This is a genomic window from Arthrobacter sp. P1_D4 (assembly GCF_056406115.1).
On record NZ_JBFUAU010000002.1, the window covers coordinates 43,987 to 62,104 of the forward strand.

An 18,118-nucleotide genomic window follows, 5' to 3' on the forward strand; every position below is an offset into this window, starting at 1 on the left:
CTTCGGCAGGCTTCCCTGCTTTTGCCTTGTCCCGAAGGGATCGGCTGCTTTGCTAGCAACATAGTCACAACAGGAGCAACGCACGTAGGCCTACTTTGCGCTCTATCCACCCGGCATACCTGACCTGGCGGGCCGACGATGTTGCTCGTGGAGCAATGCGAGCCTCAATAGAGAAACCGGCGGATAGTGTCATCGCGTGGCACGAATGTTTCCGCCGGGAAAACTGCGGACGCCTCAGCCCGTGTTGCTGGGGTGGGCGGGCCGCGAACCGGACCCTCGCCGGGCTGCCGGAGTGACGCACTCGCCGATGCTCGCCCTATCGAGAAGTTGGTCCGCTGGAGATGCAGACTCCGGGCACCTCTGGTGGTGCGCCGGTTCGTGCGCTACAGTATCCAGTACAGCAACCACGTTGCTAGCTTAGAAACACAAAAGCCGAGAGAGTGGAGAGAACCATGACAACAGAGACAGCGACGTCCAACGACATCGAAGCCCGTCTTGCAGCAGTGCTGGAGGAGGCGTTCGAAGCAGGCACGGGCATCTACAACGAGCGAGGCTTCAAGCGTCGGATCGGCTACGGCAACCGCCCCGCCGTCATCCACATCGACCTCGCGAACGCTTGGACCCGTCCGGGTCACCCGTTCAGCTGCCCGGGCATGGAGGAGATCATCCCGAACGTCCAGCGGATCAACGAGGCCGCGCGCGCCAAGGGCGTCCCGGTCTTCTACACCACGAACGTGTATCGCAACCGCGATGCCACCTCCGGGACGAACGACATGGGTCTGTGGTACTCGAAGATCCCCACGGAGACCCTTCCGGCGGGTTCCTACTGGGCGCAGATCGACGACCGCATTGCGCCCGCGCCCGGCGAGGTCGTGATCGAGAAGAATCGCGCCTCGGCGTTCCCGGGGACGAACCTCGAGCTCTTCCTGACCTCCAACCGCATCGACACCCTGATCGTGACCGGTGCGACCGCGGCCGGGTGCGTGCGCCACACCGTCGAGGACGCGATCGCCAAGGGCTTCCGCCCGATCATCCCCCGGGAGACCATCGGCGACCGCGTCCCGGGCGTCGTGCAGTGGAACCTCTACGACATCGACAACAAGTTCGGTGACGTGGAGTCCACGGATTCGGTGGTGGATTACCTGAACCGCCTCCCGCAGTTCGAGGACACGGTCCCGAAGACCCTCTCGGATCCCCAGCCCGAGGTGGCGACCCCCGCGGATCCGGCCTGAGCCGCACCGCACTCTCGGAGCCCCGCGGCCCGGCATCCCCGGGCCGACCCGACGACAGCCGGCACCCCTCAGCGGGGCTGAAGGCGGGTCAGCCGATCCGCTGGGCCAGGGGCACGATAATCCCACCGGACCGCGCACATGGGTGATACGCCATCGGTGATACCGAGATAATCGCAACGTCGTAGATGCGGCGTGAGGTCATTCTCCGGTGTTCATCGTCTCGATCCATCCGGACGGATGGAGCCGACGCGGATTCTCAACACAATCACCTGGACCGCTTGGGCAAGTCCGGCCTCCACGAACCTTAAACCGTCAGCGCGTGCCGGCCGCATGGACGGCCGCGGCTGGCTGGCCCTGCCGTGACTGGCTCCACGCCATCCAGCCACCCGATGCAGCCATGAGCAAGGCACCGGCCGGTTGCGTCGGAAGGCTGCTGCCCGTGGTCGCCTGCCCCAGCACGACGCCGAGGAGGTAGAACAGTACGGCGCCGGCAATCCATAGGGCCCCGGCCCAGCGGGGGAGCGTGCGGGACTGCCAGACCGCGACTCCAAGCAAGACGTTGCCAAGGAACGCGAGCACGATCCCGAGCAGGAACGAGACCGTCATGGCGGATGGAAACTCCAGAAGCATGACGTCCCGGTTCCTTTCCAGATACGCCTTCCCGATCGCGGGAGTGGCGAAAGTGGAGAGGACGGCGGGGACCATTAGCAAGGCAGTTCCCGCGACGGTGATGACTGTTGCTGCCAGTGCCAGGCGGCCGACGCGGCTGTTGGCCAGGCAGCAGCCCAGCGCGAACACCCCGAAGATCGCGAGGATGGTGCCTCCGTAGCTGCCGAGCAAGTGGCTTGACTGATACGAGCCCGAGCTGACGAACCGCGCCCAGGCGTCTGGATCCTTTTGCTGGTCCGGCTGAGGCTCAAGCGTGGCCCAGGCGGTGATCAGGCCGTAAAGAGGTAACGTCCACAACCCCGCCCGGATCCAGTGGGTGATGTTCTGTGCGTTCATGGACCGCTTCCTTCCTCGACCATGAGCCCGCCGCCTGCCCGGAAACGGGGCGACGCCTGCCCCAGCGTAGTTCCGGGGCCGCGTCCCGGGCTAGGGTGCGTTGATTCACGGGAAGGTCCGCGGAACTGCAAAGCTGCGGTGCATCCCGGTCTGGGCGCGCACTGAGCCGAGAGCAGATGGCCGACTGGCGGGGACTCTACCCACTCCTTCGAATCGGGCAGCGAATCGTGCCTGCACGGTATCTTCGCGCGCTCCGTTGACCGTAGGCTCCATCCGTGTAGATCGCGCCCCGACTTCCTAGTCGTTTAGATCGAAGTCGAGGTCAAGGTCCCGTGGTGTTCTAAGTCGCCGCCAGATTGAAGCGACTCGGGCGGTGGGCAGGGTTGATGCAATGGGCATCCGTTCCACGGCGGTCAGTTGTTTCAGGGCGAGCCCGGTCAGCACCGCGATGTCTCTGATGGGTACCTGGAATGTTCGGAACGGACCCAGTGGGGGAGCCTGTCGAGTGCACCGGGCGGGGTACATCCGGGAGGTCCGCCAGCTGGGGTGTCTGGTCCACGACTTCCCATAAGCGCCTTTCGCTGTCAGGTTCACTTCGTTGGACCCCGGACGTAATCGATGATCTCCCGGAACAGCGGTCCAACTGTCGCGATTGTCCAACCTGTACGGGGCAGTTTTTCGGACGGGGTATGCGCGATTCCAGGGTTCCCGTATCTGTATTGGATTTCTCGCAGCGCCAGTGCGGGCGGATGTTGCCGCGGCGGGAGACCGGCTGATGCGTCGCAGTGCGTCACATTGTGGCGCTACGGCGGATACCATCGGAGGGTGAAGGCATACCGCCGGCGCAAGAGACGAGCCTTTCTGCATCGGCGTGCGTCCCCGGCAGCCAAACGCCGGAAGGCCGCCGCCAGGCGCCAGCCGGCCGCCAAGGGGCTGTCGCAGGGGGAGGTGGCTACGCGGGTCGAGCGCGGGCTTACCAACCGCGTGCCGGACACCACTAGCCGGAGCCTGTGGCAGATATTCCGGGCCAACGTCTTCACGCTCTTCAACGCAATCGTCGGCACGAGCTTCCTGCTGCTGTTGTTCCTGGGGCAATGGCGGGATGCCCTGTTCGGCCTCGCCGCTGTCAGCAATGCCGTGATCGGCGTCGTCGAGGAATACAGGGCGAAAAAGTCCTTGGACCGGCTGGCTGTCCTCAACGCCCCGCTCGCGCGGGTCTTGCGCGAGGGTCAGATCCACGACATCGCCACGGCCGACGTCGTAAAAGATGACCTCCTGGTGTTGCGGGCCGGGGATCAGGTCACTGCCGACGCTGCCGTACTGGAGTCGTCCGGCCTCGAGGTGGACGAATCGCTTCTCACGGGCGAAGCAGACCCGGTGGGTAAGGATGCTGGGACGGAAGTACTCTCCGGATCGATCGTCGTGGCCGGCCACGGCAACGCCCAGGTTGTCCGGGTCGGAGCGGCGTCGTTCGCGAGCCGGCTGACGGCAGATGCGCGACGCTTCTCACTGGTGAACTCCGAGATCCGCAACAGCCTCAACCGTGTAATGCGCTGGATCGCCTGGATCCTGCTGCCCGTTGCCCTCATCGTGCTCAGCGGCGAGATCCAGGCGCGCGGCGGCTGGCAGACCGCCATTTCCACCGGTGCCTGGACCCCCGCTCTCGTGGGACTTATTGCCAGCATGATCGCGATCGTCCCGCTGGGACTAGTGCTGCTGACGAGCGTGGCCTTCGCCGTGGGCGGACTCCGGCTGGCTAAACACAACGTACTGATCCAGGAACTCGCCGCTGTCGAGGGACTGGCACGCGTAGACGTACTGTGCATGGACAAGACCGGAACCCTCACAGAAGGAGGACTGGTCTTCGACGCGGTTCACCCGCTGGCGCCGCAACCGGGATGGGAACAGGCCCTCGCATGGTTTGGCGCCGAACCCGAGGCAAACGCCACGGCACGCTGCCTGAGCACGGCCTTTGAGGATGATGGCGGCCTTCAACCCGTCCGGACCGTGCCGTTCTCCTCCGCCCGGAAGTGGAGCGGAGTCAGCTTCAACGGGAGCGCCCGCGGTGCGCGCACCTGGATTCTCGGAGCACCGGAAATGATGCTTGTGCAGGGCGACGACGCAGCCGCACGTCTGAAGCCGTCGATCTCGGCGCCCGACGGCGTAGTACCGCGCCAGAGCGACGTCTTGCGCCAGGCTGGCGAACTGGCCGCATCAGGGCTGCGGACCCTGCTCCTGGCCGGCGCGGATCAGTTGCCAGCCAATGGGAAGGTGGAGCAGTTGCCGGGGTCGCTCCACCCTGTGGCGCTGCTGACCTTCCGGGAACAGCCGCGCTCCGATGCCCGGGAGACCCTCAAGTTCTTCCGGACCGAAGGGGTCGGGTTGAAGATCATTTCCGGCGACGATCCCCGCACCGTTGCCGCCATTGCCCGCAGGGTTGGCCTGGAGGTCACGGAGGGCTTCGACGCACGCTCACTGCCGGAGGACCCGCTGCATCTGGAGGAGGTGATGGAATCAAACATGGTGTTTGGCCGAGTGACGCCGGCCCAGAAGAGGGCAATGGTCGAGGCGCTCCAGCGCCGGGGACATACTGTGGCCATGACCGGCGACGGCGTCAACGACGCCCTCGCGCTCAAGACGGCCGACCTTGGGATCGCGATGGACTCCGCGGCGCCCGCCACCAAGGCAGTCGCGCGCCTGGTATTGCTCGACGGCCGCTTCGACCGGCTTCCCGGAGTCCTCGCTGAGGGCCGGCAGGTCATCGCCAATATTGAGCGGGTCTCCAGCCTCTTCCTGAGCAAAACGGTCTATGCGACCGCCATCGCGGTGACCTTCGGGCTCCTGCAGTGGACGTTTCCGTTTCTTCCCCGCCAGCTATCCTTCACGGACGGCCTGACGATCGGAATCCCGGCCTTCTTCTTGGCGCTCATGCCGAACCCGCGCCGCTATCAGCCCGGATTCCTGCGCCGGTCCCTATGGTTCTCCGTCCCTGCCGGACTGATCGTCACGGCTTCCCTGCTCACACTGAACGCATTCGCGCCGCTGGCCGTCACGGCCACGTCCGAACAAGTCAGCAGCGCCTCTGTGCTGACGCTGTCCATGGTCGGACTGTGGATACTATCGGCTGTGTCGCGCCCCCTCAACGCAGCGCGCCTGGCCGTGGTGTTGGCCATGAGCGCCTCCCTGCTGGTCTCGCTCAACCTCCCGCTCGTGCAGGAATTCTTCCTGCTTTCCCGGCCACCCGGCGGGTTGTTGCTCGCGGCCGTGGCGTGCGGGGCCGCCGGGGGCCTCGGAGTCGAGGTCCTGGCGCGGGTCCACGCCCGGGCCTTCCCGCAACAAGGTCCGGTGGTGAAGAGCGGTTAAATGGGCTCATCAATTATTAGCGTTTTGTCCTCAACCGAAGGGGCTGGAAGCCCTGCAAACGTAGGTGTGGTCCAGACATCTTTTGCTGGGGAACCATGGGAGCCCCAGCGACCCAGACTGGCCTGTTCAATCCGGGCACTTGGAGGGCCTATATTTCCAGGGTTAAGGGGGAATTGGGCGCCGCGTTCACAGGCGGGGGCGGTGGTGCAGGAGGGTTGCACACAGCACCGATGAGAGGAATATCTCAGGAGGCATTCCTCGGCCAGGGCTTCGGGGTGATCTCTGAAATCGATGTCCGCTCAACCTTCGAGACCAAGCTCGGGGAGGAGAACGGACAGGCCTTGGGCGGCTACCTCATCCTGGGCGTCTGCAATCCCGCCCTGGCCCAACGCGCGCTTGGGGAGGGCTCGTTCCCGTTTGTCCGGCCAAGAGGGGTGTGCACGTTGTCCACACCGGAGTGCGTTTCCTGCCGTTGCTGCCTTGTGGCTCGCACCTTGCCTGCTTCCCACGAGACGGGCAGGAAGACCCCTCCGGAAACCCGGGGATCTTCCTGCCTCAAGTCACGCAACTTCAGGTTAGGGGTTTGCTGGGTGCAGCGGGCCCATCCGCGGCGTCAATGTTGGTGAAATTGGCCCCTTTTGATGATTGAGAAATTGAGCGGTCGCAAGACCGCGGCAACTGACCCGCGGTCTTCCCGATGCTCAGTCGATCAACCACTTCTCACGCAGGCAGTGGTGTCACACCGTGGGGGCGATGTTCTGGTTCAACCGGAATAGATTGGTGGGGTCGTATTCGTTTTTCAGTTCCACGAGCCGCCGGTATGTATCCGCCGGGTACGACGCCCGGACGAGCGCCGTATTCGCTTCACCTGTGAAATTCACGTAGGCCGTCACATCCGGACCGAACGCGGACGTCACGCCCCGGGCCCATTCGACGACATCCGCGAAGCCTTCCGCCGTCGGCGTGCGCGCAACAACATTGACAATGAATTCCTGGTCGCGGAGTGCGAAGGCCGTTGCTTCGGCAGGAACCCGGCCGACCGCGCCGCCAAGGTGGTGCAGGTGAATCTGCGTCATGGCGCTGGGCAATGCCGCAAACGAGTCCAGCAGCACGCGTACGGACGCGTCGTCCGCGGCGCGCAGAAATGCCGAGCGGAAATAGTTGTGCACGCCCCGCGGGTACAGCGGATCGAGCGCCTGCTGCCACCCCGCGTACGGGTTGGCCGCGAACACATCGGCGATGACCGTGCCCAATGACCGGAAGGGCGCGGTGGCGGCCTCGCCGGCATCGAGATCGCCGGACCAGCACCCTCCCACAGCGATGACCGGCTTGCCGTGCACTGATTCTGGCAGGAACGGGACCGGTGGCGCCATGGTCATGTTGACCAGCGTGGTCAGCTCATCGGGGGCCGCCGCGCAGGCCGCCCGATAGCCGCGCAACACCTGCTCCGCCTCTTCTGCGGGGTAGAAAACCAGGCCGGAAAGGACGATGGGCCCCACTTCGTGCAATTGATACTCGAAGGACGTCACCACACCGAAATTGCCGCCGCCGCCGCGCAGCCCCCAGAACAAATCGGGGTGCTCATCGGCACTGGCGTGAATAAACTGCCCGTCAGCAGTGACGACGTCGGCGCCGACCAGGTTGTCGCTGGCCAGCCCGTGCTTGCGCACGAGCCAGCCGATGCCGCCGCCGGTGGTGAAGCCGGCTATGCCGGTCGAGGACACCAGGCCACCGGTCACGGCTAGCCCGAATTGCTGGGTCTCTGCATCCAAGTCCTTCCAGGTACACCCTGCCTGTGCCGCCACGCGGCGGCGGGCAGGGTCCACCTGGACCCCCTTCATCAGCGAAAGGTCCAGCACGATACCGTCGTCGACGGTGGAAAACCCGGGGATCGAATGGCCACCGCCGCGAACCGACAACGGCAACCCCTCGCTGCGCGCGAGATCGACCGTGCGGATCACATCTGCCACACCCGCACAGCGTGCGATGAGCGTCGGGCGCCGGTCGTGGGCCCCGTTCCAGATGCGTCGTTCGTGGTCGTAGTCAGCGTCCCCTGGCCGGACGACCGTGCCGCGCAGCCCGGCGGCGAACTCGGCGATGGTGGCCTCGCCGATGCGGGTCGGCCTAGTCTGCGTCGTTGTCACGATGCGTTCCTCCTGATTGCTGTTTGTTTGTCAGATCCATTTGTCAGATCCAGGAATCACGCTAGTGAACCGTACTCAACGAGCACTCAACGCCGTCTCAACATCATCATCCGAGTCCCGCCTACGCAGTGCGGCCAGCCGCTGACCGGCGATGAGGCATCTCGTCCGGTCGAAAATCGCCCCAGCCCTGTCAATTTCGCGGGCCGCCCGATGCGGGTCGCCGAGCTCGTTGGAAAGCTCTGCCACCATCAACCGTTGCCAGCCCGTGTGTCGCCGCCATGGGGCGACCTTTTCCGCTGCCTGCCTGTACATTTCCCGCGCTGCCCGGACCTCCCCGGAGATCAGTTCGGCGGCACCGAGAATGGTCAGCGTGGCGCCCATCCCCACCTGATCTCCCGCTGACTCGAACCCTGAAAGGCAACGCCGAGCGTCCGTCAGGCCGCGGTCGATATCACCACCCATGGCGCGGAGCAGGGCGATATTAATCTCGGTCAGCAGCTCGCCGCGTCGGTCGCCCAAGCCGAGCCGAAGCTCCCGCGCCAAGGAAAGAGCCTCATCGGCCGCGCTGTGGTCGCCACAGTCGCGCAGAATGCAGCCAAGTTGGTGAAGTGTTTGCGCCCTCGCCAGGTCATCTCCTAACTCGGCGAAATGTTCGGCTGCATCCGTGATGACGGATATCGCAGACGGCGTGTCTCGCGAAAGCCTGGCCGCGTAGCCGATCGCGGACAGGACGTAGCCTTTGGCTTGGATAACGCCAACCCGCCGGCCCAACAGCAGGGTCTCCTCGACGCAGGGGACCAACCGACCGGCGACCGGGACCAGTTGCAGGCTGGGAGTGATCACCGGCAGGAAGGGTGGGGTGCTGGTCTCAGACTGTGCGAGTTCGCTCAGGCAGGTGTTTAGGTGACGGGCGGCGAGTGGTCCGTCCTCCCGGGACAACGCGCACTGGCCGAGCAGCCAACTGCTGGCAGCGCAATGTTCGGGTCTGCCACCCTCGAATGCCTCGGTGTGCACGTCGGCTGCCAGCTGTTCGGCCTCCTCCAAGTCGAAAGTGCTCCAGGCGAGCGAGGTCTCAATGAGCCGGGCCATCGCCACCTCGTCGGGGTTGCCGATCTCCCGCATGATTGCCAGGGCCTCCGCGCCGAGCGCCCGATGCCGGTCGCCGCGGCCCTGCCGGCTGTCCAGCCCGGTCAGGCCGATCAGAGCAGCCGCGCGAGGCCGGGTCGAGTCGGGGGCCACCGCCAAGGCACGCTCCACCCAACGTGCTCCCTCGACCGCGTGACCGCGGAGGAACCAGAACCGCCACAGGCTGGCCGCGAGCCGGAGCGCGGTCTCGGGCTCGTGGGCGCATGACCAGCGCAACGCAGCGCGCAGGTTGTCGTGCTCGCGGTCGAGCAACTTCGGCTGTTCGATGACCACCCCGGTGGCCCGTTCGGGATTGTGGGATTCGGCGACGGCAAGGAAGTAGGCGCAATGCGCAGCCGCCAGTTGAGCCGCCTCACCTGCATGATGGAGATTCTCTTGGCCAAACTGGCGGACCGTCTCCAATTGCCGGTATCGGGTCCCGGCGCCCCTCCTTTCGGTGACCACCAAAGACTTGTCCACCAGCTTGGCCAACAGGTCGAGCAGTTCGATCTGCTGGAGGGGCGCGTCAGCGCAGACTGCTACCACAGCGTCGAGGGTGAAACCACCCGCGAACACAGACAGCCGGCGCAGCAGAACCTGTTCCGGTTTGGTGAGCAGTTCGTGGCTCCATTCCAAGGTGCCACGCAGCGTCTGGTGCCGCGTGACGCCGCTGGTTCCGCCGCCGAGCATGGACAAAGCATCGCCCAATCCCTGGACGATCTCGGAGGGTTCGAGTACGGCGGTTCTGGCCGCGGCCAATTCCAGGGCCAGCGGCATCCCGTCGAGCCGTCGGCACAACTCTGTCACCCCCTGCGCGTTGTCGGCGTCGAGCGCGAAACCCGGCCGGACCTGCGCTGCACGCTCAACGAAAAGCCGGACAGAGGGCAGACGGCCCAGCACGGCCAGGTCGGGAGCTTCGGTCCGCAGGGGCGAGGGCAGGGGCAATGACGGCACCCGGTAGGTGTACTCCCCGTCGGCATGGAGTGGCTCCCGGCTGGTTGCGAGCACTCTAACCCCAGGGGATCCGTCCAGTAGCGCGACGACGAGATGCGCACATGCCGCGAGCAGGTGTTCGCAGTTGTCCAGCACGAGGAGCAGCGAGCGTCGCCGCAGTTGGTCGACCAGCGCTTGCACGCGGCTTGGTGCCGCGCCGGAATCCAACCCGAGGACCTCGGCTACGGCATCGGCCACCAGCAGCGACTCCCCAACGGCCGCGAGGTCGACGAACCAGACTCCGTCCACGTACTCAGGACGAACTCTCTTCGCGGCCTCCAATGCCAGTCTGGTTTTGCCGCTGCCGCCAGCCCCGGTGAGGGTGAGCAGGCGAGCATGGCCCATCAGCCGCTGGACGTCAACGAGCTCACGCTCGCGCCCGATGAAGCTTGTCAACGGGGATGGCAGATAACCGATGGCATCGTCTTTGCCGGTCACGCCGGCGGGCCGGTGGAGGCGTTCCTCGGGCGGCGAGCCGGTCAACAGCTCGCGAAACAGTCCCACCGTCCGGGTGTCCGGGTCGGTCCCGAACGCGTCGAGGAGTTCGTCGACCAGCCGCTCATATCGTGCCAATGCTTCCGACCGCCGGCCCATCCCAGCCAGCACCACCATCTGCGCGCGCACGGCTCCCTCGTGGACGGGATCGGATTCGAGCGCATGGGTGAGGATGACCAACGCTTCCTCCGGTGCGCGCTGCGCCACCGTGGACGCCAGTTTCACCAGTACCTCGAGATGGATTTCCTGGAGCTCATCGCGGCGTGTCGTCAGCCAATCCGCATCCGGCAGCTCCGGCACAAGATCACCACTGTACAAGTCGGCCGCATCGCGCAGGCTTGCCTCGACGCCTGCAGCCAACGCTGCCACGGCCGAACGCTTGAACTGCAGGACATCGACATCGACCGGGCCAGTGTCATCCAGCACGACCACTTCACCGCGGATGACGAGGAGCCCGTCGCTGCCGGCTCCAGCGCTAGCGAGTGCACGGCGAGCGACGTACAGGGTCTGATGCAGATTCCGTGCGGCGGCCACCGGCTCCATGTCAGGCCACAGACGGTCCAGTACCTGCTCGCGACGGCCACGCTGACCACGCGCCAGCGCCAGCATTGCCACCACGGCCTTTGCCTTCTGCAGCCGCCAGTGGTTGTTCTCGACGGCGTTCCCGTTGACGTACACGATGAACGAGCCGAGAAGCTGGATGCGCAACCCGCTTTGGGTAGGCTTCATGGTTCTTCAGTATCCGCTCGCCAACCGGCGTTGTCGAACAACGAAATTTCCCACACGCGCCCTGCCTTGGCTCACTCTGTGAGCGGCCCATCAGTAGCAAGCAAACCACCAGAACCACAGCAGCCAATCGCCCCCGTCCGGCTCGATTCCGACAACCACCGCCGCCGGCACACTGCCGTGGGAAGTCGCCAAAAACCTCGGCGTCTCTGTACCTACCCTCTACCGGTGCATCCCGGCAACGGATGCGGGCAAGGTTCTGAGTTGCTGAAGTTCGCGGAGAATCTCCAACTGCTGGCAGTTAATGTCCATCAGGAGATCGATCTCTTCCTTGGACTTCAGGTTCGTAGTGTAGTCATGCTGGGCCATGGCCCCGGCGATGGCATCCTGGCGTTTGGCGGCGATGAGCAGAATTGCTCCTTGCAGACCGGCCAGCATGGACAGAAAGAGGTTAAGAAGTATGTAGGGGTACGGATCCCAGGCATGGGTCGCCAGCGCCCAGGTGTTTATGGCGGCCCAGACCAGCATGAAGGCGATGAAACCTCCCACGAAAGGCCAGCTCCCCATCCCGTTTCGCATGAGGTCCGCGGCCTGCTGCCCGCGGGTGAGGGAAGCCTTGTGCTTGTCGTGCCAGGTGTTCGGTTCTCCGGTCATCCTCCACCCTAACCAGACCTGGCGGCTGGGACGTGCTTCTCCGTTGGTCTGCGCCATGAGTCCTAACCCTCCGGTGCCTTCGGATCTCCCGGCACCTGCCTGGCGCCGCGATTGCGGCACCGTGATCTAAGCCCGGCATGCTGCACGATCTTTCGGTCCTGAAACTGCGAGCTTGGTTAGGGGAGAGGACATGAGATTCCGGCCTTAAAGACACGGCGGACGACGGCGGGAGGTCCCGCCGTCGTCAGCGCTGTCCGGCCAGGAGGCGGGGTCCGTTTTTCCAGGGGCGAGACCGTAGAAGGGCGTGAAACGACCCCTGGCTCCGGGGGAAATGTTGGAACGGACGATCGAAGCGCTCTCCAGCGCTGCCAAATGGTATCTGACTGCGCCTCGCGAGGACGCGATACCGTCGCTGATGTCAGCTACTTTGCTTGCCCCATGGTTTGCCAGGTAGTCGATGATTTGTGATTTGATCGGTGCGTTTCTCGCTCTTTTCGTCCGCTCAATGCGGTGCGCGTCCATCGGGCTCTGGACTTCAAAGTCGGCTGTCATTGGCGATGGCCTTTCATCCGGTGTGAGGGTAGGTTCGCTGGTTGAAAATTGGTTAGCCGAGCGGGATCCGGTCAGTGCCTCGAAACGAGCTCAGGCTCCCTGCTGTCTTCAGTGACTTCCGCGTCTTGGGAGGCTTCCGCGCGTGACGCTTCGAGGAGGGACGTGGACTTGTCGTGGTTCCGGCCGATCACCGCCGTGGCGATGGCATTTCCCAGGATGTTGGTGGCGGTGCGCCCCATGTCCAGGAGCTGGTCGATCACCAGCAGGACACCAATTCCGGCGGCGGGGATGCCGAAGGCAGGGACCACGGCGGCTACGACGACGAGTGACCCGCGTGGCACGCCGGCCATGCCCTTGCTGCTGAGCAGGAGCATTGCGGTCATCGCGATCTGCTGGCCAAGGTCCATGTCGATGCCGTAGGCGTTGATCAGGAAGACCGACGCGAAGGTCATGTACATCATGGAACCGTCCACGTTGAACGAGTAACCCAGGGGCAGCACGAAACCGGTGGTGCGCTTTTCGATGCCGAACTTGGTCAGGCCTTCAATGAGCTTGGGCAGGGCGGCTTCACTGCTGGAGGTGGCGAACGCGATGACCATGGGTTCGCGCACTATCCGGACCAGGCGGAAGGCGGCCCGTCCGAGGAAGGCGACGGCGACGCCGACCATGATGACCCACAGGGCCGAGAGAGACACATAGAACCCGCCGATGAACGACGCGTAGGTGGCAAACGCATCGAGACCTTGGGAGGTGAAGGCCGCTGCGATGCCGGCGAAAACGCCGACGGGCGCCGCCAGCATCACATACCCGGTGACCTTCAGCATGACGCCCATCAGTTCGTCGATGGCATCGGCGATGGAGGAGCGGCCCTTCTTCCGAAGGTTCAGCAGGGCGATGCCGAAGAGGGCGCCGAATACGAGGATCTGAAGGGGGTTGTTTTCGGTCAGTGCGGCGAAGACGCTCGTGGGGATGATGTGGGTGATGAACGCCTGGTAATCGAGGGGCTTCGTTTCCATCCCCGCGTCGCCTCCTGGCATCAGGTGGAGCCCGTTACCGACGTTGAGTACATGGGCCGTGATGAAGCCAAACGCGCCCACCAGGACGGAGGCGGACAGGAACCAGATCATTGAGCGGCCAAAGAGCTTGCCCACGCCGGCGGATTTGGCCGCTCCTGCGATGCCGGAGACGAGGGTGGCGAAGATCAGCGGGGCAATGATCATTTTGATGAGGTTCAGGAACATGTGCGTCACGGTGTCGAGGACCGCCACGACGGATTCGCGTGTGTCCACCGGCAGCAGCCCGTGGAAGAGCAGACCGCTGAGGATTCCGAACAGGAGCGCTGCCAGGATCCACATCGTTGATTTGTTTTTCATAGTCAGTCCTTGGGTAGAGGCCGGGTTGGTGGCCCGGTGCTGGAACGGTCCTCGTCATCGAGTTCCGTTTTCTCTGTAGTCGATCGGGTTTTTGGGCACGACGGCGTGCCCCTTGCTCCCTGGTCGGGCGGGGTCGTCGGTCTGGGGGTGGGCCCACTACCGCAGGGTTCCCTAACCGAGCTTGCGAGGTTAGGGAGCGGTTGGGGATTATTTGGTGAGGTTGGCCAGGCGGTGCGGGCTGAGGAGCTCGGTGAGCTGCTCGTCGGTGAGCAGGCCGTGTTCGAGTACTAGTTCCGCGACGCCTTTGCCGGTGGCGAGGGCTTCCTGGGCGATGGCCGTGGCCGTGGCGTAGCCGAGTTGCGGGTTCAGGGCGGTGACGAGGCCGATGGATTGTTCGACGGTGAGGCGAAGGTGTTCGGTGTTGGCGGTGATGCCCCGGACGCAGCGGGCCGTGAGGGTGCGGCAGGCGGCTTCCAGGTGGGAGATGCTCTTGTGGAGGCTGTGGACGATGATGGGTTCGAAGGCGTTGAGCTGGAGCTGGCCGGCCTCGGCGGCCATGGTGATGGTGACGTCGTTGCCGATCACCTCGTAGGCGACCTGGCTGACCACTTCCGGGATGACCGGGTTGATCTTGCCGGGCATGATCGAGGAGCCGGACTGCACCGCGGGGAGGTTGATCTCGCCGAAGCCGGCGCGCGGGCCSGAGGAGAGCAGCCGGAGGTCGTTGCAGATYTTGGARAGTTTCACGGCGACCCGCTTSAGCACGCCGGAGAGGTGCACGAAGGCGCCGACGTCCTGGGTGGCCTCGATCAGGTCCACGGCCGTGATCAGCGGCAGGCCGGTGATTTCGGCCAGGTGCCGGCAGGCGGCYTCGGCGTACCCGGCGGGGGCGTTYAGGCCGGTGCCGATCGCGGTGGCGCCGAGGTTGATTTCGTGGATCAGCAGGTCGGCTTCGGCCAGGCGGAGCCGGTCCTCGCCGATCGTGACGGCGTAGGTGCCGAAYTCCTGGCCGAGGGTCATGGGGACGGCGTCCTGGAGCTGGGTGCGGCCCATCTTGACCACGGTGCGGAACTCGAGGGCCTTTGCGGCGAAGGCGTCTTCGAGCTCGGTGAGGGCCTGGAGCAGTTCCCGGGCCGCGAAGATCGTGCCGAGCTTGACCGCGGTGGGGTAGACGTCGTTGGTGGACTGGCTGAGGTTGACGTGGTCGTTGGGGTGCAGCCGGGCGTAGTCGCCCTTCGGGTGYCCGAGGATTTCCAGGGCCCGGTTGGCGATGACCTCGTTGGCGTTCATGTTCGAGGAGGTCCCGGCGCCGCCCTGGATGACGTCGACGACGAATTGCTCGCTGAGCTTGCCGTTCATGACCTCGGTGCAGGCGTCCCCGATGGCGGCGGCACGCCCGGCGTCGAGCAGTCCGAGCTCGTGGTTGGTGCGGGCCGCGGCGAGCTTCACGGCGGCCAGCCCGCGGACCAGGTGCATGTTCGAGGACAGCGGCTGGCCCGTGATGGGGAAGTTCTCCACGGCCCGGAGGGTGTGGACGCCCCAGTAGGCGCCGGCGGGAACGTCCCGGTCACCCAGGAGATCGTGTTCGGAGCGGGTGTCCGGGGCGGTATGTGCGGTGGTCATGGGGTCCTCACAGGGCTTCGTTGACGGGTTTGGACGGTAAAAATCTGGGGTCGGGGCAGGACTGAGTGACGCCGCAGCCGGCACGGTGGGCATGGTTGTTCCAGGACAAAGAGGCCGCGCGGGGCTTGCGGCGACTGCAGCAGGGGAGGGTGGGTGAATCCGGGGTTTAGGATTTAGCGCGTATGGCCGGACCTGGAGTTTCCGCTTCCGGGGACGATGGTGCCCAGGGCGCATTCGACCCCGTGCAAATGCAGCCTCATGGCCTGGGATGCTTCCTCGGCTGATCCATTCTCGATGGCAGCGAAAATGCGGGCGTGTTCCTGACCCGATTCCTTGCGCCGGTCAGCCACGAGGTTAAGGGTGTTTGATTGGTTGGCCATGGCGTCGCAGATGTCTGACAGGAATGATTCGAACACGCCATTGCCGCTGCACCGGGCGATGGTCACGTGGAACTCGGTGTTCAAAAGCACCCACTGCTGGAGATCGTCTTCCTCGGACATTTCCCGGAGGATTTCCCGAAGGGCCTCCAGGTCTTCGCTGCTGCGGCGTTGGGCGGCGAGGCCCGCGGCCGGCACTTCCACGTGGGGGCGGGCTTCCACGAGGGCGCTGGCCGAATATTTGCCGAGTTTGAGGTCCTGGGCCACCTTGTCAGCGATGACGAAGGTGCCCTTACCCGTGTGGGTGGCCGTGAGTCCCAATGCGGTGCAGGAACGCAGCGCCTCCCTGACCATTGTGCGGCTCACGCCGTACTGTTTGGCCAGCGATGCCTCCGAGTCCAGGCGGGTGCCGACAGGAATCTTGCCGCCTTCGATTGCGCTGCGGAGGGATGCGAAGACCGCTTCGGCCGCGCCGACGCGCACCACTCGATCTTGTGCAGCTGTCCAGCTGTCCAACAGGTCCATATGAAGACTATGGCACCTGTCACACGCACCGTCAAGGAAGTTCCGAATATGTCGTGAGGGTAAGGGCCTCAGGTGCTCTCGCCAAGGGTTGCGGATGCCGCCCCTGATGCTAGCCCGCGAGAATCGTGCTCGAAGTCGAGTTCGGAGTGGAATTCCAACGCCACGACGACGGATCCAAACCGAGAATGCCCGACCTTCTATCTCTGGACGTGCTATCTCTGGACGTGAACCACGTGGCGGAAGTGATCACGACCACTCAGTGTGCCGAAATTTTGGTCGTGCAGAATGGGACCGGCACAGCCAAAAGACCGTGGCCATAGCCCCGTTCAGCCCAGCGATAAACACATCGCCGGCGGCTGCCTGCCGATGGCCAGGTCAACGCCGACCAGCACCAGTGAACCCGCGGCGACCGCGGAAGAGATCACGGCCAGCACCAGCAGAACCATCCAAGGGAGGACCGCGGCTCGGGCCTGTGCCCGGGCGCTGGCAGGAGCCGGCTCCGCGTTACCCATATCCTCAACCGAGTCATCAGGAACGTGATCTGGGAATATCCGTCAGGTAGCTTGCAGGCGCCGGGACCGCCTGGGCTGGGCCGTGGTGTTCGAGGCCGTGGGTGTGTCCCACGGCCTCGAGCACCACGGCGGCCAGGCTCTGTGTGCTCATCATGATCTCGCGCTGCCGGCGTGCACCTGTGCCGGCGCTCAGGATCCGGGCCGCTTCCGCGGATACTTGCTCCTCGTCCCCGCTGTCGGCCAGGGCTGGCCGGATATGGGAGAGGAGGACCTGGACCGCTTCTCCAGCCGGGCATGGAATGTTCAGCAGGGGGTGCAGGAGGGTGTCGTCGACGCCTGATTGACTTGCCTTCCACGCCGCCAGGCGCAGTTGCCCGGCGGACAGCTGGGGCTCAGAAATCCCGGAGCGCCATTCCTGGGCGGCCCGTTCAACGAGTCCCCGCACCAGCGCGGCAATCGCGGCCGCGTGTGAGGCCTCCATGCAGACGTCGGCAATGCGTACCTCCACAGTCGGGTGATTCCGGGAAAGGCGCGCGTCGAAGTACACCATGCCTTCATCGAGGAGTACGCCCGTAGTCAGCAGGGATTGCACGTACCGGTGGTATTCCCGTTCTGATCCGAACCTTTCGCAGGGCCCGGCGGTCGGCCAGCGGCTCCAAGCCTGGTAACGGAAGCTTGCGTATCCGGTGTCGGCACCCTGCCAGAAAGGGGAGTTCGCGCTCAGCGCCAGCAGCACGGGCGCAACCAACGCCGGATCCGGTCCAGGACTGCCACCCCTTCCTCACCGTCGTTGACACCGACATGAACATGGAAGCCGCAGGTGAGTTGCTCCCGGAGCGTCACCCCGAACCGCGTTGCCATGTTCAGGAAACGGGGCTGCGCTACGAGGGTAGGAGTGGCCGGCATGGGACTGGTAGCCACGGCGACAGCTCGTGCGCCCACCGAACGGGCCGCCTCGTCGGCAAGCCGCCGGCCCTCGCGGATGCCCGCAATTACTTCCTGCAGCGTGGAACAGACCGGGCCAACGGCCTCGAGCTGCTCTTGCTGGACCTCCAAAGCCAAGGATGGGCCGCCACTGGTTTCAGGGCGCTGCGGGGCCTTGGCCAAGCACGCCTCCGCGGCGGGTACGGGCTGCCCCGTCGTGGCATCGACGAGCAGGAATTCCTCCTCGACGCCGAACGTCCTTGGAACCTCGCCGCCAGAACGGTTGGGTGGTCTCGTCATTGAAGAATTCAAGGCAGCTCCTAACAGGAAGGCCTCCAGCCCTGCCACTGCAAGGCGGCTGCCAATGAAGCTATACAGCCCTCCTCCGCAAGCCATGATCACCGGCCCGCTCGCGCTGCTGATCCCCAGAATATCCCCAACAACAACATGCCGGAAGGAAAAGCCCCTAAGACGGTCATCCAGACGCACGTGGCA

General features: G+C 64.9%; 13 protein-coding genes. 2 read left to right on the forward strand and 11 right to left on the reverse strand.

The features are described from left to right. The first annotated feature begins 452 nt into the window (after positions 1 to 452). The gene (locus AC1D0A_RS01100) at positions 453 to 1,232 is read left to right on the forward strand and encodes an N-carbamoylsarcosine amidohydrolase (RefSeq protein WP_476945005.1); all 780 of its coding nucleotides are present in this window, start codon (positions 453 to 455) and stop codon (positions 1,230 to 1,232) included. Between the two features lie 312 nt (positions 1,233 to 1,544). Here AC1D0A_RS01100 and AC1D0A_RS01105 read toward each other — a convergent pair whose 3' ends face one another. After that, on the reverse strand, positions 1,545 to 2,237 hold the full coding sequence (locus tag AC1D0A_RS01105; protein WP_243177950.1) for a DUF4386 family protein: 693 nt from the start codon (positions 2,235 to 2,237) through the stop codon (positions 1,545 to 1,547). 948 nt (positions 2,238 to 3,185) lie between these two features. Between AC1D0A_RS01105 and AC1D0A_RS01110 the strand changes: the two genes are divergently transcribed. After that, complete coding sequence (locus AC1D0A_RS01110) at positions 3,186 to 5,600, forward strand: HAD-IC family P-type ATPase (RefSeq protein WP_476945006.1); 2,415 nt, start codon at positions 3,186 to 3,188, stop codon at positions 5,598 to 5,600. Between the two features lie 737 nt (positions 5,601 to 6,337). Here AC1D0A_RS01110 and AC1D0A_RS01115 read toward each other — a convergent pair. From AC1D0A_RS01115 to AC1D0A_RS01160, 10 genes are all read right to left on the reverse strand, one after another. Then, positions 6,338 to 7,744 carry an FAD-binding oxidoreductase gene (locus tag AC1D0A_RS01115; RefSeq protein ID WP_476945007.1) on the reverse strand — a complete coding sequence of 469 codons (1,407 nt, stop codon included), beginning with the start codon at positions 7,742 to 7,744 and terminating at the stop codon, positions 6,338 to 6,340. A 75-nt stretch (positions 7,745 to 7,819) separates the two neighbouring features. Then, the gene (locus AC1D0A_RS01120; RefSeq protein WP_476945008.1) at positions 7,820 to 11,086 is read right to left on the reverse strand and encodes a BTAD domain-containing putative transcriptional regulator; all 3,267 of its coding nucleotides are present in this window, start codon (positions 11,084 to 11,086) and stop codon (positions 7,820 to 7,822) included. 219 nt (positions 11,087 to 11,305) lie between these two features. Further along, positions 11,306 to 11,794, reverse strand: coding sequence for a DUF1003 domain-containing protein (locus AC1D0A_RS01125; RefSeq protein ID WP_476945009.1), 489 nt, complete (start codon positions 11,792 to 11,794; stop codon positions 11,306 to 11,308). Positions 11,795 to 11,941: 147 nt separating this feature from the next. Continuing rightward, entirely contained in the window at positions 11,942 to 12,289 is a 348-nt protein-coding gene (locus AC1D0A_RS01130) for a winged helix-turn-helix domain-containing protein (RefSeq protein ID WP_476945010.1), read from the reverse strand. Positions 12,290 to 12,360: 71 nt separating this feature from the next. Beyond that, a complete protein-coding gene (locus AC1D0A_RS01135) occupies positions 12,361 to 13,662 on the reverse strand; it encodes a dicarboxylate/amino acid:cation symporter (RefSeq protein WP_243177946.1) in 1,302 nt (433 codons plus the stop codon). A 207-nt stretch (positions 13,663 to 13,869) separates the two neighbouring features. Beyond that, positions 13,870 to 15,285, reverse strand: a complete 1,416-nt coding sequence (locus tag AC1D0A_RS01140; RefSeq protein ID WP_459384575.1) for an aspartate ammonia-lyase — start codon at positions 15,283 to 15,285, stop codon at positions 13,870 to 13,872. A gap of 173 nt (positions 15,286 to 15,458) precedes the next feature. Continuing rightward, positions 15,459 to 16,187 (reverse strand): FadR/GntR family transcriptional regulator, encoded by a 729-nt coding sequence (locus tag AC1D0A_RS01145; RefSeq protein ID WP_043436112.1) that lies wholly within the window; start codon positions 16,185 to 16,187, stop codon positions 15,459 to 15,461. A 326-nt stretch (positions 16,188 to 16,513) separates the two neighbouring features. After that, positions 16,514 to 16,699 (reverse strand): hypothetical protein, encoded by a 186-nt coding sequence (locus AC1D0A_RS01150; protein ID WP_476945011.1) that lies wholly within the window; start codon positions 16,697 to 16,699, stop codon positions 16,514 to 16,516. Positions 16,700 to 16,715: 16 nt separating this feature from the next. Further along, the gene (locus tag AC1D0A_RS01155) at positions 16,716 to 17,435 is read right to left on the reverse strand and encodes a glutamate-cysteine ligase family protein (protein WP_476945240.1); all 720 of its coding nucleotides are present in this window, start codon (positions 17,433 to 17,435) and stop codon (positions 16,716 to 16,718) included. Next, complete coding sequence (locus AC1D0A_RS01160) at positions 17,420 to 17,923, reverse strand: glutamate-cysteine ligase family protein (RefSeq protein ID WP_476945012.1); 504 nt, start codon at positions 17,921 to 17,923, stop codon at positions 17,420 to 17,422. Before AC1D0A_RS01160 ends, AC1D0A_RS01155 begins: the two co-directional genes overlap by 16 nt. Positions 17,924 to 18,118 lie beyond the last annotated feature (195 nt).